The 16317-nt window shown below is 57.9% G+C and carries 14 protein-coding genes and 2 rRNA genes; 6 read left to right on the top strand and 10 right to left on the bottom strand.

The annotated features are described in order from the left end of the window. Positions 1 to 214: 214 nt before the first annotated feature. Together MUN80_RS04355 and rrf are read left to right on the top strand one after the other, a co-directional pair. A 23S ribosomal RNA gene (locus MUN80_RS04355) occupies positions 215 to 3119 on the top strand. 78 nt (positions 3120 to 3197) lie between these two features. Then, positions 3198 to 3309 (top strand): 5S ribosomal RNA (gene rrf / locus MUN80_RS04350). A 165-nt stretch (positions 3310 to 3474) separates the two neighbouring features. Here the strand turns inward: rrf and treF are convergent. From treF to MUN80_RS04325, 5 genes are all read right to left on the bottom strand, one after another. After that, positions 3475 to 5046, bottom strand: a complete 1572-nt coding sequence (gene treF, locus MUN80_RS04345) for an alpha,alpha-trehalase TreF (RefSeq protein ID WP_244720103.1) — start codon at positions 5044 to 5046, stop codon at positions 3475 to 3477. A 205-nt stretch (positions 5047 to 5251) separates the two neighbouring features. Continuing rightward, complete coding sequence (locus MUN80_RS04340; RefSeq protein ID WP_244720101.1) at positions 5252 to 6475, bottom strand: TPM domain-containing protein; 1224 nt, start codon at positions 6473 to 6475, stop codon at positions 5252 to 5254. A 132-nt stretch (positions 6476 to 6607) separates the two neighbouring features. Further along, complete coding sequence (locus tag MUN80_RS04335; RefSeq protein WP_244720098.1) at positions 6608 to 7165, bottom strand: GNAT family N-acetyltransferase; 558 nt, start codon at positions 7163 to 7165, stop codon at positions 6608 to 6610. Positions 7166 to 7169: 4 nt separating this feature from the next. Beyond that, a complete protein-coding gene (locus MUN80_RS04330) occupies positions 7170 to 7460 on the bottom strand; it encodes a hypothetical protein (protein WP_244720096.1) in 291 nt (96 codons plus the stop codon). A 106-nt stretch (positions 7461 to 7566) separates the two neighbouring features. Next, positions 7567 to 8136, bottom strand: a complete 570-nt coding sequence (locus tag MUN80_RS04325) for a GNAT family N-acetyltransferase (RefSeq protein ID WP_244720093.1) — start codon at positions 8134 to 8136, stop codon at positions 7567 to 7569. A 226-nt stretch (positions 8137 to 8362) separates the two neighbouring features. Between MUN80_RS04325 and MUN80_RS04320 the strand changes: the two genes are divergently transcribed. Further along, on the top strand, positions 8363 to 8791 hold the full coding sequence (locus MUN80_RS04320; protein ID WP_244720091.1) for a hypothetical protein: 429 nt from the start codon (positions 8363 to 8365) through the stop codon (positions 8789 to 8791). A 24-nt stretch (positions 8792 to 8815) separates the two neighbouring features. On the opposite strand, the gene MUN80_RS04315 is transcribed toward MUN80_RS04320, so the two are convergent. After that, entirely contained in the window at positions 8816 to 9808 is a 993-nt protein-coding gene (locus tag MUN80_RS04315) for a pectinesterase family protein (protein ID WP_244720088.1), read from the bottom strand. 280 nt (positions 9809 to 10088) lie between these two features. Here MUN80_RS04315 and MUN80_RS04310 point away from each other — a divergent pair, with 280 nt between their 5' ends. Further along, a complete protein-coding gene (locus MUN80_RS04310) occupies positions 10089 to 10490 on the top strand; it encodes a nuclear transport factor 2 family protein (RefSeq protein ID WP_244720085.1) in 402 nt (133 codons plus the stop codon). Positions 10491 to 10809: 319 nt separating this feature from the next. On the opposite strand, the gene MUN80_RS04305 is transcribed toward MUN80_RS04310, so the two are convergent. The 4 genes from MUN80_RS04305 to MUN80_RS04290 form a co-directional block, all read right to left on the bottom strand. Continuing rightward, positions 10810 to 11460 carry a T9SS type A sorting domain-containing protein gene (locus MUN80_RS04305; RefSeq protein ID WP_244720083.1) on the bottom strand — a complete coding sequence of 217 codons (651 nt, stop codon included), beginning with the start codon at positions 11458 to 11460 and terminating at the stop codon, positions 10810 to 10812. Between the two features lie 212 nt (positions 11461 to 11672). Continuing rightward, entirely contained in the window at positions 11673 to 12200 is a 528-nt protein-coding gene (locus tag MUN80_RS04300) for a ferritin (protein WP_244720081.1), read from the bottom strand. 134 nt (positions 12201 to 12334) lie between these two features. Then, on the bottom strand, positions 12335 to 12886 hold the full coding sequence (locus tag MUN80_RS04295) for a glycosyl-4,4'-diaponeurosporenoate acyltransferase CrtO family protein (RefSeq protein WP_244720079.1): 552 nt from the start codon (positions 12884 to 12886) through the stop codon (positions 12335 to 12337). A gap of 74 nt (positions 12887 to 12960) precedes the next feature. Further along, entirely contained in the window at positions 12961 to 14220 is a 1260-nt protein-coding gene (locus MUN80_RS04290) for a M48 family metallopeptidase (RefSeq protein WP_244720077.1), read from the bottom strand. A 183-nt stretch (positions 14221 to 14403) separates the two neighbouring features. Between MUN80_RS04290 and MUN80_RS04285 the strand changes: the two genes are divergently transcribed. Together MUN80_RS04285 and MUN80_RS04280 are read left to right on the top strand one after the other, a co-directional pair. Beyond that, entirely contained in the window at positions 14404 to 15321 is a 918-nt protein-coding gene (locus MUN80_RS04285) for a helix-turn-helix domain-containing protein (RefSeq protein WP_244720075.1), read from the top strand. A gap of 110 nt (positions 15322 to 15431) precedes the next feature. Beyond that, positions 15432 to 16313, top strand: a complete 882-nt coding sequence (locus MUN80_RS04280) for an SDR family oxidoreductase (protein ID WP_244720073.1) — start codon at positions 15432 to 15434, stop codon at positions 16311 to 16313. Positions 16314 to 16317: the final 4 nt, after the last annotated feature.

Below are 16317 nucleotides of genomic sequence, written 5' to 3'. Positions count from 1 at the left end.
TGAGTGAGTCCTCCTTCGTTGCTCGACTCATATTACCTATTGGTCATTTCCACTATTCAGATTTTAGATAAGTATTCTTCGATGAATGCTTATCGCTTTGAGCCGAACGAGGTTCATAAGTTCTTTGACGTAGGAAAACGAGTAAGAAGAAACAAAGCATCTATTACTGCTTGCAGTAGTAGACCAAGAGCTCTTCCTGAGTAATCAGGAAGTTACAGAAGTAACGAAGGGCACACGGGGGATGCCTAGGCTCTCAGAGGCGATGAAGGACGTGATAAGCTGCGATAAGGCCAGGGGATTAGCACATATAAGGTGATCCTGGCATTTCCGAATGGGGCAACCCCACTACGTGAAGCGTAGTGACCATATCGTAAGATACGGGGCAAACCCGGGGAACTGAAACATCTAAGTACCCGGAGGAACAGAAAATAACAATGATTCCCCAAGTAGTGGCGAGCGAACGGGGACGAGCCCAAACCGGGTTGGTTACGGCCAGTCCGGGGTTGTAGGACCTCAACATCTGATTGTTATACATTAGCTGAACGACGTGGGAAAGTCGGCCAGAGACGGTGAGAGCCCGGTAAGCGACCTTGTATAGCACGGTAGAGGATTCCTGAGTAGGGCGGGGCCGGAGAAACCCCGTCTGAATCCAGCGGCACCATCCGCTAAGGCTACATACTCCTGAGAGACCGATAGTGAACTAGTACCGTGAGGGAAAGGTGAAAAGAACCGGGAATACCGGAGTGAAAAGAACCTGAAACCGTGTGCTTACAAGCGGTCGGAGGCCTTTAGTGGGCTGACGGCGTGCCTTTTGCATAATGAGCCTACGAGTTACTCTTCTCTGGCAAGGTTAAATGCTTGAAGGCATGGAGCCGCAGCGAAAGCGAGTCTGAATAGGGCGCAGAGTCAGAGGAGGTAGACGCGAAACTTTGTGATCTACCCATGAGCAGGATGAAGGTTGGGTAAAACCAACTGGAGGTCCGAACCAGTTTCCGTTGAAAAGGATTTGGATGACTTGTGGGTAGGGGTGAAAGGCCAATCAAACTGAGAAATAGCTCGTACTCCCCGAAATGTATTTAGGTACAGCGTCGGCGTTGAGTTACTAGGAGGTAGAGCTACCGATAGGACTAGGGGGTGTCATAGCCTACCGAATCCTGACGAACTCCGAATGCCTAGTAATATAGCCGGCAGTGAGGCTTGGGGTGCTAAGGTCCCAGGCCGAGAGGGAAAGAACCCAGACCATCTGCTAAGGTCCCTAAATCCGGACTAAGTTGAACAAAGGAGGTCCACTTGCTTTGACAGCCAGGAGGTTGGCTTGGAAGCAGCCATTCCTTTAAAGAGTGCGTAACAGCTCACTGGTCGAGCGAGAGGGCATCGATAATACGCGGGCATCAAGTCCGGTACCGAAGCAATGGATTTACGCTTATGCGTAAGTGGTAGGGGAGCATTCTGGTCAGCGGTGAAGGTGTCCTGTCAGGGATGCTGGAGCGGCCAGAAAAGCAAATGTAGGCATGAGTAACGATAAGGCGGGTGAGAAACCCGCCCACCGATAGACTAAGGTTTCCTGATCAACGCTAATCGGATCAGGGTTAGTCGGGACCTAAGGCCACGCCGAAAGGCTACGTCGATGGACAGCTGGTTGATATTCCAGCACTTACTTACGAGAGTGATGCAGTGACGCAGAAGTGAAAGTACCGCGGGCGGACGGAAGTGCCCGTTAAAGTGTGTAGGTATAGAGAGGGTAGTCAAGTACGCCTTCTTTGCTGAACCACGATAGTACCTGGCGGCTTCGGCCAACGGGATAGTGTACCTAATCAGACTGCCAAGAAAACCTGCTAAGCGTTTTAATTCGTGAGTAACCCGTACCGCAAACCGACACAGGTAGTCAAGGAGAGAATCCTGAGGTGCTCGAGTGAATCACGGCCAAGGAACTCGGCAAAATGGTCCTGTAACTTCGGGAGAAGGGACGCTTCCTCTAGCGATAGAGAAGCCGCAGTGAAAAGGCCCAAGCGACTGTTTAACAAAAACACATGACTTTGCGAACTCGCAAGAGGAAGTATAAGGTCTGACACCTGCCCGGTGCCGGAAGGTTAAGAGGGGAACTTAGTCGCAAGGCGAAGGTTTGAATCGAAGCCCCGGTAAACGGCGGCCGTAACTATAACGGTCCTAAGGTAGCGAAATTCCTTGTCGGGTAAGTTCCGACCTGCACGAATGGTGTAACGATTTGGGCGCTGTCTCAGCCGTGAGCTCGGTGAAATTGTAGTCTCGGTGAAGATGCCGAGTACCCGCCACGGGACGGAAAGACCCCGTGCACCTTTACTATAGCTTGACATTGACGCTGGGTAACACATGTGTAGGATAGGTGGGAGACTATGAAGCGGTGGCGCTAGCCATCGTGGAGTCAACGTTGAAATACCACCCTTGTGTTGCTTGGCGCCTAATCTCTAATCGGGAAACAGTGTCTGGTGGGTAGTTTGACTGGGGTGGTCGCCTCCAAAAAAGTATCGGAGGCTTTCAAAGGTTCACTCAGTACGCTTGGTAACCGTACGCAGAGCGCAATAGCATAAGTGAGCTTGACTGTGAGGCCTACAAGCCGAGCAGGGTCGAAAGACGGATATAGTGATCCGGTGGTTCCGCATGGAAGGGCCATCGCTCAAAGGATAAAAGGTACGCCGGGGATAACAGGCTGATCTCCCCCAAGAGCTCATATCGACGGGGAGGTTTGGCACCTCGATGTCGGCTCGTCACGTCCTGGGGCTGGAGAAGGTCCCAAGGGTTCGGCTGTTCGCCGATTAAAGTGGCACGCGAGCTGGGTTCAGAACGTCGTGAGACAGTTCGGTCCCTATCTGTGGTGGGCGTTGGAGATTTGAGAGGACCTGACTTTAGTACGAGAGGACCGAGTTGGACCAGCCGCTCGTGCACCGGTTGTGACGCCAGTTGCAGCGCCGGGTAGCGACGCTGGGATGAGATAAGCGCTGAAAGCATCTAAGTGCGAAACTCACCTCAAGATGAGATCTCCCATAATAAGAGTCGTGGTAGACTACCACGTTGATAGGCTGCAGGTCGAAGGTCCGAAATGGCCGAGCCGAGCAGTACTAATGACTCGAGCGCTTCTAGTAAACCCAGTTCTGCTTCTTTCTTCTTACCCGTTTCCTGCGTCAACGTTATTGACTATGCAAACCTGCATGGACACCAGTAATGGTGGCTTTAGCACGGGTGTTCACCTCTTCCCATTCCGAACAGAGCAGTTAAGCCCCGTAGCGCCTATGGTACTACCTTCATCGGTGGGAGAGTCGGTCGCCGCCAACCTTTTTCTAGCAACACCCCCTCGCGACTTCGAGCTGCGAGGGGGTGTTCTCGTTTGGGGCCTACCCGCCCCGGCCAGCCCGCTGCCGAACCCGTGGAAGGCGCGGTAGAAAGACGTGGCAACGCAGGCCTTACGCGGGGTAGGGGCGCGTTGCGGTTGGGGGCGCATTAGTGGGATGGGCGCGTCTGGCGGTTGAGCAGGGTGAGCAGCACACCATTGGTCCAGCCAAAGCCGTCCTGCAGGGGATATTCTCCGCCGCCGGCTAAGACGGATGGCTCAACTACATTATATTTCTCTAGGAGCTTTCCGGTTTGCAGAAATACCTGGGTGTTGAGCGTAATCCAGCGTTGACTAATTGTGTCGGCAAGAGCGTTATGTCGGTAGCGGCGTAGGCCTTCAATAGCCATGTACTGCAACGGTGCCCAAGCATTGGGTGAATCCCACTGTTGACCGCTCTGGGTTAGCGTAGTTTGGAGCCCGCCTTTTTGCAGAAATTCTTTTTGGATTCCATCAGCAACTAGTTTCGCTTGCTTGGGAGTAGCTATTCTAAACGTCAGCGGGAATGTGCCAGCAAGTGTCTTGGGGGAAGCCCTTTGGTTATTTTGCCAGTCAAAGTCAGTGAACCAGGATTTCTGCGGACTCCAACAGTAACGCTGGATGGCTTGGCGACGCTGCCTAGCTTTTCGTTGCCAGGCTTGGGCTTGTTCTCTTTTGTTCTGCGCTACAAAGCTGCGGGCAATGGTGTTCTCCAAGGAGAATAGCAGGCAATTCAAATCGACGGGCAGCAGAGCAGTAGTACGAATGCTGGAGAGGGTGCCGGTGGGACCGAACCAGCGGGTGCTAAAGTCCCAGCCCGAAGCAGCAGCGGCGCGGAGGTCCTGATAAACTGCAGCAGCAGGTCGGCCACTGCCTTGCGCAACAGCTACATCTTCGGCGTATGATTCTTCGCGCGGCTCGGTGCTGGAGTCCCAATATCGGTTGAGCAATTCCCCATTTGGCAAGCGCACTACGCGCCGGGTAGCCTTGCCTACGGCAAGGGAGTCGGCACCCTGCATCCAGTACGCATATTCTCGCAACAGCTGCGGCTGATAACGTAGCAAGACAGTGTCGCCTTGCGCTTGAGCCAGCAGTTCTACCATGAGGGAGAAAAATGGTGGCTGGGAGCGGGTCAGGTAATAGGTACGGTTGCCATTAGGCACAAAGCCATACTGATTGATCAGGAAGGCAAAATTATCGGTCATGCTGCGTACCAAGTCGAGGCGATTGGCTTCCCGCAGCCCAAGCATGGTAAAATAGGAGTCCCAGTAGTAGACCTCCCGAAAGCGCCCACCCGGTACTAGGTAAGGCTTAGGCAACGGTAACAGGGACGAGTAGGCAGGTACTGTATGGATGGCAGGTCGCTGTAAAACGGTCCAGAGCGTATCAAGGTGGTGACGCAACCCCTTAGCCACGTTACTATGATATTCGGCGGCATTGGCCGTAGGCAATTGAAAATGAGCTTGCACAAACCTGCTAAGATCAAAGCCTGGGCGCTGCTTTTCCGCATTCCAGGCTGCTAGGATAGTGCCTGGCGGCTGTAGTGGAGTCGCATCAACGAAGGTCTTGTTATCGGCAAATACGTGGCCTAATTGAACCGCTTCGAACAAACCGGGGAATAGCTGTCGGGGCGTGGCGTGCTGCGCCTGGGCTTTTGGCAGCAAAAAAATGAGGCAGGCAGCGGGAAAAAGTAGTTTGCGCATAGTTAAGCCGATAAGCTCTGCTGTACGCAAACAACCGTGTTTTGGGCTAGAGCGGTAGACTAGGCTCCTGTTCCCTGTTGTTGTTGAACCTTCAAAGCAGCCGTTATATAGGACGCCTAGTGGTTACCCGTAAGTATCCCGGGCACTCGGCAGAAAAGACGCTTTGCCATTAGAAGCCCTGAAGAGCTTACACATACCGTAACAGCTACCAAGAGCCGCTATTGTCGTTGGGGTCATCGAAACCACTGCCGCCGGAGTCACCCGAAGATGGGTCATCATAGGACGAACTCTCGTCGGAGGAAAAATAGTCGGGGCCGGAATCCGTGGTGGTGTCGCCGGAGAAGTAGTCGGGGGCAGCATTATCGGTGGTGCCGGAGTTGTCGAGGGCGGGGAAGCCGCCGCTGGTAGAAGGGCCTGCGGTGCCGTAGCCGAGTTGAGGTGTTGAGGTGTCGAGGTTGGACTGGTCGCTATGGGGGGCGTCGTGGGCAGAAGCCATCCGGTTACCGAGGTAGGCACCAGCGGCGGCGGCGGCGCCCGTCATGAGCATACCACCGACACCATTACCGCTACCACCGCCGCGGTTGGGTAGGAAGTCGGGTGCGGGCTGGCGACTAGGGCCTTGAGTATAGCTGCCGTTATTCGGGCGGTTGGGCAGGAAATCGGGCGCCGTATTACTGGCCACTGACGTCCCCGGGGTTGCTGAACGCCGAAAAAGGCGCGTCAATAGCCATAAGCCGCCGCCAAGTACCAGGGCCCCTATTAGCAGCGTACCCAAGCCCAAGCCCGATGACGGCTCTGGGGTTGCTACCGGCACGGAGCTGATTGGTTCAGCCGTTGTGGCCGGGGCCGCTGCATTTAAATCGGCGGAGGGCAGACTCGGGTCGGTGGGTGAAGTGGCGGCGGAAGGCGCCGGCTGATTTTTTTGCGGATTGGATTCGGGGTTGGCCGCTAGCATCAGGGTGTTCAAGCCCGTACGCAGCCCCGCGAAATAGTTGCCCTGCTTGAAGCGCGGGGTCATATCCTGGTTGATAACGCGGGCTGTAAGCTCCGGAGTAATGGCCGCCCGCAGCCCCGAGCCGGCCTGGATAGTGACCTGGTGCTCCTGGGCTCCAAGCAGTATAACCAGTCCGTTATCCTGTTCGCGCTGGCCGATACCCCAGGTTTGGCCTAGCTGCCGGCCATAATCAGCCACACTACGGCCACCCAGCGTGGGAACCGTCACGACGACTATTTGGGTGCCGGTTTTATCGGCGTAGCGGCGCAGGCCACCTTCCAGAGTCTTAGCATCGGCTACGCTTAGCAGCTGGGCCTGGTCGGTTACAAATCGAAAGGGTGAGGGGCGGGCCGGAATATCATCGGCGGGAGCTGCCCAAGCCGGCTGGCCCAAGGCAACGACCACGAGGACCCACAGGAGAAAGAAACGATGCATGGCGTAAGAAGTGAGGTGAGCAATTAGAGCTAATTCGCCTCACTTTTACGCGCCGGCCACCCCAGTGGCTATGGTCTTTTCCGCAAAACCCTAGGCGTAACCCGGACCCAGTTCCGCCCCAAAATCAAGGACCTACCGGTGGGGCGTAAGCAACGAGTAGACGGCGGTATCAAAATACTGCCCCCGAAACTGGTAGTTTTCCCGATAATGCGCCTCCTGTACAAAGCCATATTTGCGCAGCAACCGGATGGAAGCCGCGTTATCGGGGTCTAGCTGGGCCTCCAGGCTATGCAGCCCTAGCTGGTCGAAACTGTAGCTTATTACGGCCTGCAGGGCTTCTGCCATCAGGCCTTGGCCGGAAAAATCGGGGTGCAGGCCGTAACCTACTTCGGCCCGGTGATGCTGGGGCTGCAAGTGCCACAGACAGATGGTACCCAGCAAAACAGTAGGCTGCTGAGGCCAGCTTAGAGCCCAAGTAATGGCCTCGTTGGCAGCTTCCAGCTCTGCCAGGAGCCGCAGATGCTGTTGGGCCTGGAGCAAAGAAGGCTCTTTTTCACGGGGAATATAGCGCAGGAATTCCTCGTCGGAACGAAAAAAACGCATGGCCTCGGCATCGGCCGGAGTGAGCTGCCGCAGCAACAGCCGTGGGGTGCGCAACTCGGGGAAAGGTGTAAACTGAAACTGCAGCACGGCACTAGCCCTCCGGAGTGGGAGTTGTCGGCTGGCTGGCCGCAAATAGTGCCTCGGCCGTAGGTTTGAGGTCTATGGTAGGCAAAAAACCATTGGCCAGGGTCAGGACGGAAAATAACTGCCGCTGCAGCTCCTGGGCATTCAGTGGGCCCCTGCGCAAAGCCGTTTGGGCCAGGTGCAGCGACAAATCAGCCAGCACCAGCTTTTTCCGCTCCCAATAATCCGACTCTGCAGCAGCTCCTTGTTCGGTCAGGGAGTGGGCCTGGGTTATTAGCTGAAGAATTTGCTCGTGCATGGTGGTTAAATGAATGAGGCAGGGAGCCGCGACGGGGCAGGGTTGTAAAGCTAGACGAAACTGCGGTTCAGCCTTGACTGCGTGGTCAAAAATTATCGGCTTCGGGCTACCGGATCAAATGCGTGGCTACGGGGGGCTCACTAGGTTCAATCGGGCGTGCAAAACGTGAGAGGCCATCGGGGGCCGTACCAGCCGGCGCAAACCCATTGCGCTCCAGAACCCGCTGGGAAGTCAGGTTATCGGGCTGGGTGTGGGCTACCAACTGCCGGACCAGGCCCGTGTGGCTGGCTTGTTGTACCAAACCGGCCACCAACTCGGTAGCAAAGCCCTGACCCCGCCAGTCGGCCGCTACAGAATAGCCTATTTCGGCAGTGCCAGCCGCATCGGGCGGACCCAGAAAGCCGCCAGCCCCGATAAGCGTGGTCGGCCGGTCGTCGGTGGCTTTGCGCAGGGCATACCAGCCGTACCAGCCCGCTGCCGTGCGGCCGCCAGCCGTGAGCTGCTCCAGAAAGAAGCGCATAGCTTCCACATCGTATTCACCCGGGGGCCAGTCGGTCGGTAGCGCGGCGCCGAGCAGCACCGGGAAGTAGTGAGGCTTGTGCAGCTCAGCGGTGAGCAGGGCCCGGCTGGCGGCAATAAGTGTGAGGCGCGGAGTGTGGGTGATGAGCGGAATCATGGCTGGCTATACGGCTTTCCCGGAGTGGAAGAGCAAATATAGGTACCCTGACCCCCATCAACAGGCCGCCCAATCAGCTGATCAGATATAAAATAAGCTCCAAAGAGCTATTTTTGCTGGATTCCAAAGTTGTTGATCTACTATGGGCGCCGACGCTGAACATAGCAGCTCATTGTAGGTTGAACAGAAACCCCACTGCTGAACTGGTAGTGTGGTAGTATATTCCATGCGTGTACGTCTACCCCCCGCCATCTACTTTCAAAACACTGCCGGCTACCTCCTAGAGGATCCGGCGGGGTTTCTGCGGGTCAAGTGGACGGCGGCTCCCCGGCAGCTGGCGGATACCAAAGCCTTGTTTACGCACATGCTAGTCGCTCTGCAGCGCCACGGCTGGAGCCGGATTTTGATCAATCAGGTGGGAATGCTACCCTTTACGGAAGCTGAGCAGCGCTGGGTTGCTCAGGAGTGGGTACCACAGGCCGTGCGGGGCGGCTACCGGCACGGGGCCATCATCGTATCGGCCGATGTGATGGTGCGCCTGGCTACGGCCTATATCACGACCCATATTCAGGGCTTGCCGCTCCAGTACCGCTCGTTCGAGACGGAAGCTCAAGCCGAGGCGTGGCTGTTGCAGCAGCCGGGCCAGCCTGAGTAAGCCGCCCGACTGCTACAGCCTGCCTTAGGGTTTGGCAGTGCTCAGGGAAGGAGCCAGGGCTTCCTCGCTCAGCGGGTTCCAGCCGCGTAGCGCGGTTTCGTAGTTGTAGAAAGCGGCCTGATCGGCGTTGAGCTGCCGCGACCAGGTCGTGCGGGCCTTGGGGCTGGCACCGGGGCCCTTCGACTTGAACTCGGCAAAGAAAGCTTCCTGTTTGTTGTCTTCCTTGCCCCAATGGTCCCAGCCCTTGGGCTTGATGATGTTGCTCAGCTCACAGCTCAGAAACACGGTTTTGGCGGCCGGTTTCCAGGGGCGGCCCAGAAAGTACGACTCCTCGGGTGCGTCGCCCACTATTTTGCACCGCTGAAACACGTAACCGAAGCCGATGCTGTCGGGAGTAGAGGCGGCAGTGATGCAAGTGCCTTTGGGCTTGCAAAACAGGGTGCAGTCTTCGAACCAGGCCGTGGCAGCTCCCAGAATAAAGTCGGTGGTGCCCTCGATGTAGCAGTTCTTGTAAAACTGCCGGCTACCGTAGCCATAGGTGTAGAGTGTGTCGCGGAAACCCAGGAAGCGGCAATTCACGAAGCGGGCTTTGTCGCCGTACACCCACATAGCCGGGGCCTGACCAGCCAGGCCGGCCGAGTTCTGGAAAGTGAGGTTCTCGGCGCTGAAATTGTTGCCGAAGACCCGGAAGCTGGCGGCTTCAGAAGTGCCCAGCTTCTCGCCGCTTTCGGTCTGGCGGCCGTTGTAGTCGTCGTAGACCAGAATTGTCGCGTTCAGGTCTTCCCCCAGCAGCTTAACGAAGTTCTGCTTTTTGGCCAGGTTCAGCTTCTCTTTGTAAGTGCCTTTCTTAATAAAGATGGTAATCGGAACGTCATTGCCTTTCGGTACGGCATCTAGCGCGGCTTGCACCGTGGTGTAGGTGCCGCTGCCGTCCTGGGCAACTATAATCTGTTTAGTTTGAGCAAAGGCAAGGCAGGAGGAGTAAAGGAGCAACCAAACGAGTAGGAGCTTTTTCATGGTAAAGATGGAGGTGGGTATAACTGAGCATGATTTGAGAAAAATGATTGCAGGGTAGGTGCTAAAAATGCGCGTAAAGCAGGGGCGTGGTATTTGCGAGCAAAATAGGAGAAAAGAAAGTTCTATCAAAGGACGAAAGTCATGGCAATCGTCTGGGGTCGGCCCTGAATTGAAAGGGAGCTGAGGCTAGGAGTTACCCCAGGTCGGAGGTTTAGCCGGGAGGGTAGTTCCACTGTCGGGGCCAGTTTCTATCTTGGGCATTCTCCATACGCTCTTCCCGATGAATCCGCACCTTGCTGTCATTACCGCTTACTTCGACCTCGTCGATTCATTTACGACCGATCCGGCCGCGTATGCGGAGGTCCTCCACGCCGACGTAATTCAAACTGAATACCCCAACGCGCTGTACAAAGCCATACAGCGCCGCTCCTATACGGAGATTCTCGACAACCTGCGCATCGGGCGGGAGCTGCTGCACGACACACGGTTTGAGGTGCTGCGCACCCAGGTGTGTGCCGACGAGACGGTGATAGTAGAGGGCTTGTGGCAAGCCACGGTGTTGAACGACGTGATGAGCCTGTCCCGGGGGCAGCGCCTGTCGTCCCAGCTCTGCCTGATTTTCGAGTTCAAAGACGGCAAGATTTTCCGGCAGCGCCGCTACCCCTGCTACGAGGTGCTATAATCGTCTGGTTGGGTTTATTTTGTATTATTTAGAGTGTGAATTGGCTCTGAATAAACCAGACTCACGTTGAAAAAGAGAAGTTCCTCACCCGCCATGGCCCGCATCACCTGATGCGGGCCATGGCGTATATCTAATAACTCAGCACCTGGCTAGCAGCTGGGTTAAGCTCAGCGGTACAAATAGCGCCTGCTAGGTTGTCTGGCGTCAAGTATACTATTTGCCCCGCTGCTACGACCTATTAGAAAACAAAAAACCGGGGCACCCGCTTGCGCGGATGCCCCGGTTGAAAGCTAACGGGAACTAAGCCCCAGCCATCAGGTTACTCAACAACCAGGCGGGCCGTCTGCACCTGGGCACCAGCCTGCACCCGTACCAAGTACAGGCCAGCGGCGAGGTTCTGCAGCGACACGAACTGCTCCTGCTGACCGGCACCCTGGCGCACAGCCGTGAGCTGACGCACAGGCTGACCCAGCAGGTTCAGAACGGTGATGCCAGCCGAGGAAGCCGACGACAGGTCGTAGGCTACGCGCACAGTTTCGCGCGTGGGGTTGGGGGCCAGGGCCAGGCTCAGGGCCGAACGGCTAGCGGTGGTGCTGCTCGTGGTGGCTCTGGTGAACTGGTAAGCACCGGTGATGTCGTTAAACGTAACGGTGTAGGTGCCAGCTTCGGCAATCGGAATGTTCGGGCCACCGCTTACGCCAACACCTGCTGGAAACGTAGCAGCACCCCAGTTTACGTCCCAGGCGTTGTTGGCGCGGAATTTCACCTCGTCCTTGGTCAGGGGCAGGGTGATGGTCCACTGGTGGGCGTTGGTGCCCGTGCCAGCCGTCATAGGCGTCGATTCATTCCAGCCCTTGGCCGTAGCCGAGCCGATGATGCCAACCGTGGCGTAGGTCGTCTGGGCCATGGCCAGGGTCGTGCTGAACAGCAGGGCAACCAGGAAGGTAAGCGTGCGGGTAAAGTTTTGCATGTGGTGGGGTTTTAGAAAGTGAATTAATTACACAACAAATTAAGCTATAAAACCTGAAATAACCACTGATTAGGTTGATTTTACCGAAGCTCTCCGGGGCATCGATGAACGTACTTCGGGTAGTGGCCAGCGGGGCTGAAAAGCACAAGGCCCACCCCGGAAAAGGCAGGCCTTGCAATGTAGTAAGCGCGGGTCCGCTTGGCCCGCCGGGGCTAGGTGCGGGCCGTGGGCGTTTCGGAGGCTGTATTGCCGCGGAAAAGCAGAATGTCTTTGTCGAACATGTAAATACCGCTCTTGTCGTCGCCAACCAGTTCAAGCTTGTCGTTGAGGGTGCGGGCCAGGGCTTCTTCTTCCAGCTGCTCGGAAACGTACCACTGCAGGAAGTTGTGGGTGGCAAAGTCGCGCTCCTGTAGCGTGAGGCCGACCAGCTCGTTGATGCTCTCCGACACGGCTATTTCGTGCTTGAGAAAATCCTCGAACACGCGCTTCAACGACTGAAACGTAACCACGGGCTGGGGCAGGGCCGGTACCAGGGCAAAGCCGCCCCGCTCATTGACGTAGCGAATCAGCTTGAGCATGTGTACCCGCTCCTCGTTGCTTTGCTGGTAGAAGAAGTTGGTCACCCCATCCAGGCCGGGCTGAATTTCGGCCCAGGACGCCATGGCCAGGTAGGCCTGCGAGGATTGGGCTTCCATGAAGATTTGCTTGTTGAGGGCGTTTTGAACGAGTTTGGGGAGCATAGCGGGCCAGAGAAACGAGGGTGAGCAGGTAATTTACAGGTTTGTGTTTAACAGCCGATACAAAGTGCGGGAAGAGCCCGCAAAATGCCTGGCCCGCACGCCCCGAGCCCTGGAAATGCAGCTAAGATGAGGTGTTAAAGCTGCGTGGTAGCCGTGGGGGCCCGCAGGCGCAGGTACTGCTGCAGCCACACGGGGTAGAGGTTGTAGCCCAGATTGGTAAGCAGAATCAGCGCGGCCCAGCCCACGTGACCACCAGCCAGGGCGTAGAGGCCGGCGAATCCGAAGAACAGCAGCAGTACCACGTGAAACCGTTCCATGTGGTAGCTCCCGGCTACCAGGCCCCGCAACGCCCGCCGATTGGGCACGTGGCGGTAGTGCGGGTAGCGGCGGCGCAGCAACGTATTGACCACGGTACCGTGCTGCGTGAAGCGCCCAATCACCGGCACCCCGAGCTGCTGGTAGCGCCTCGGCGACTGACTTAGCTGCCAATACCGGAACCAGGTTTTGGGTACCAAATAGCCCAGCAAGCTCACGCCCAGCAGCCCCCAGAGCCAGGGCCGGGCCATGTGCTGGTAGCAGAAGACGCTCAGGGGCACCAAGGCCAGGCCCGACCAGAGGATGCTCGGCACGGCGTTGTAGCAGGCCAGCACCGCCGCGGAAGGAGCCGGTTTCTTTTCCTTAGGCATAGCAAAAACGCAAATAAGCCGAGCTCAACCATTCTAAGCGGCAGGGCCCGCCAAAAAACGGCTGGGGCCCTTCGCTACTTGCCCAGGTGCTCGGCTTTCCAGCGCATAGCCGTCAGGACCCGGGTATGGCCGCTGGGATGGTCGAAGAAAATAGCTTCTTCCAGCGGGGTCGGGTTGATTTTGCGGTACTCCGACAGCTTTATGGCCGTACTGGCAAAGCCGTCGGGCTGCCGGGCGGCATTCAGGCCAAACACGTCGGCTTCCTGCTCCTGGGTGCGGATGATGGTGTTGAAGCCCGGCTGGGCCAGAAAGGTAAACACGCCGAACAGCGCCACGACCAGCGGCAGGCCCGTCACGTCGCCGATGCTGCTAATGCCCCATCCCGGACCGTAGCGGCCCAGCAGGCGGTGAAACGCCCAGTCGACCAACCCCAGGCCCAACCCGATGATGAGCACGAGAAAGATGAGCATCTTGGGAATGTGGTTCAGCACGTAGTGGCCCAGCTCGTGGCCCATCACGGCCTGTACCTCGGCCGGGGTGCAGCGGTTGAGCAGGTTGTCGTTGAGCGACACGCGGATGGTGCTGCCCAGCCCGCTCACGTTGGCGCTGATGCGCTTGCTCTGCCGGGAAGCATCTACGAGGTAGACGTTGTCGGCCGGCACGCCGTTGGCCCGGGCCATGCTCAAAATCTGGCTGCGCATGGGGCCGGCGGGCAGCGGAGTGTATTTGTTGAATAGCGGGCTGATGAAAATCGGCGACAGAAACACCGCTACTACCATGATAATACCGACCAGGCCCGTAGCCCACACCCACCAGCGCCGCCCGGTGCGCCGGATGGCCGCGTAGAGAATCAGCACGACCACGCTGCCGATGACCACCGACAAGGCCAGGCTTTTGAGGTCATCGGTGAGCCACTCCCCGAAGCTCTGGTTGGAAAGCCCGTACTGGTGCTCCCGGAAATAGCTAACGTAGATATCCAGTGGGTAGCTCAGCACGTGGGCCAGCAGCAGATACAGGGCAATGTAGGCCAGGGTGGGCAGCACCTTGCCCGGCAGGCGCTGGGTCCAGGCCGTCAGGCGGCGCGAGAGGCCCAGCTTCAGAAACACGGCCGCCAACCCCAGGCCGTAGAGCATACTCCAAAGTTGCAGCCAGTAGCCGCCCTCAAAATAGGCGTCGGAGCTGGCCTTTTGGGCGGCCGTCAGGGAGTTGAGGTAGTGCTGGGTGGCGGCTTCTACGCTGAAGGCAGTAGAGTCGGGAGGCGCGGCGGCCAGCACGGGCACAGCCAACAGCAGCAAGGTAGCGGCCAGGAATAGTCGTTTGGTAGAAAGGAGCATAGAGAAAAGATAAGATGGTAAAGAGAAGGCGCCGGCGCGCAGCAGGAAGCTACCACTTGTGCGGCTATGTTGCCAGACCAGATGCGTAAGGACGGCCTAGCGTTGCCTAAGGTGGTGCTGTATACTTGCGGCACAGGGCCTGTAGCAGAGGATGCCTATCTTTGATTTTTACAGCAGCCCGCTATGAAGCCCAATTCCCTCGAAGCATTTTATACCAGCCTAAATGCCCGGCCCGATGATGCGCCGGCGGCCAGCCTGCCGCGTGAAGTCGGGCACTTCAACCTCTTCCGGGTCGAGGAGTTGATGCGCACCTACCCCAACCGACCGCAGATGACTTTTGACCGGCGGCAGTTTTATAAGATAAGCCTGATCCGGGGCCGCAGCCGGGTTGAGTACGCCGACAAAGCCGTAGAGGTCGAGCAGCGGGGGCTGTGGTTTGCCTCGTCGCGGGTACCTTACCGCTGGCTGCCGCACAACCTGGAGCAAACCGGCTACTTCTGCATCTTCACCGAGGAGTTTCTGCTGCCGGGCAAGGGCGGCATCGCGCTGGAAGAGCTGCCGGTGGTGCAGGCCAGTGGCTGCCCCGTTTTGGAACTGACTGAGGCCGAATACGCAGCCATTGAGACCCTTTTCGAAAAGATGGCCCAGGAAATTACTTCCACCTACTCCTACAAATACGACCTGCTGCGGGCCTACCTCTGGGAGCTGATTCACCACGGACAGAAGCTCCAGCCGACCCCGGCTGCGGTGCCCGCCCACAACGCCTCCGCCCGGGTGACGGCCCTGTTTGGGGAGCTGCTGGAGCGGCAGTTTCCGCTGGCTACTCCCCAGCAGCAGCTGCGCCTGCGCACGGCCAAAGACTACGCCGACGAGCTGGCCGTGCACGTCAACCACCTCAACCGGGTGCTGAAGGAAACCACGGGCCACACCACTACCACCCTGATTGGGGGGCGGGTAGCCCAGGAAGCCAAGATGCTGCTCAAGCAAACCAACTGGACCGTCTCCGAAATTGCCGACAGCCTGGGCTTTACCGACGTGGCCCATTTCTGCAACTTCTTTAAGCGCCAGACCAGCCTGACCCCCGGCGACTTTCGCAGTTAGCTCCGTTGTTTGAATGATGCAGTAGATGGTTTGACTCGCGCAAACACGTGCTGGCCCGCCCATCAGACCTTTGAGCAGTAGAAACAACCACTCTCAACAGGACCACTATTATGCGAATTTTCGTAACCGGCGCTACGGGCTTTGTCGGCTCGGCCATCGTTCAGGAATTGCTCGGCGCGGGCCATCAGGTACTCGGGCTAGCCCGCTCCGAGGCCGGGGCTCAGGCCCTAACTGCAGTCGGAGCTGCAGTACACCACGGCACCCTCGACGACCTGGACAGCCTACGCCGCGGGGCCGAGGCCGCCGACGGCGTCATCCACACGGCCTTCAACCACGACTTTACGGCCTACGAAACGGCTGGTGAAACCGACCGGCAGGCCATTGAGGCCCTGGGCGGGGTGCTGGCTGGCTCCAACCGCCCTTTGCTCGTTACCTCCGGACTGGCGGGCTTTGCTCCGGGCCGCCTGGCCACCGAAGACGACCGCCCCATTGCTTTGCCCCGCATGTCGGAGCCCACGGCGCTGGCTCTAGCCGCCCAGGGCGTGCGCGCCATTGTGGTACGCCTGTCGGCCTCGGTCCACGACCGGAACGACCACGGCTTTATACCGACTCTCATCAACATTGCCCGTGAGAAGGGCGTGGCGGCCTATGTAGGCGAGGGGCTCAACCGCTGGCCCGCCGTGCATCGCCTCGACGCGGCCCGCCTCTACCGTCTGGCCCTGGAGCAGGGCACCGCCGGCGCCTGCTACCACGGTTTGGCCGACGAAGGCATCCCGTTGCGCGACATTGCCGCCATCATTGGCCGCCACCTGAACGTGCCCGTCGTGTCCCTAACAGCGGAGGAGGCTCCCGGCCACTTCGGCTGGATGGCCCGCTTCGTGGGCCTCGATATGGCGGCTTCCAGCACCCTCACCCAGCAGCGCCTGGGTTGGCAGCCCACTCACCCCGGCCTGCTCGCCGATTTGGAGCAGGGCCATTACTTCGCCAGCTAACCGG

The organism is Hymenobacter cellulosivorans (genome assembly GCF_022919135.1).
GTDB classification, from domain to species: Bacteria; Bacteroidota; Bacteroidia; order Cytophagales; family Hymenobacteraceae; genus Hymenobacter; species Hymenobacter cellulosivorans.
Note: the sequence above shows the minus strand (reverse complement) of the source record. Positions and strands in the feature narration are given on the sequence as shown.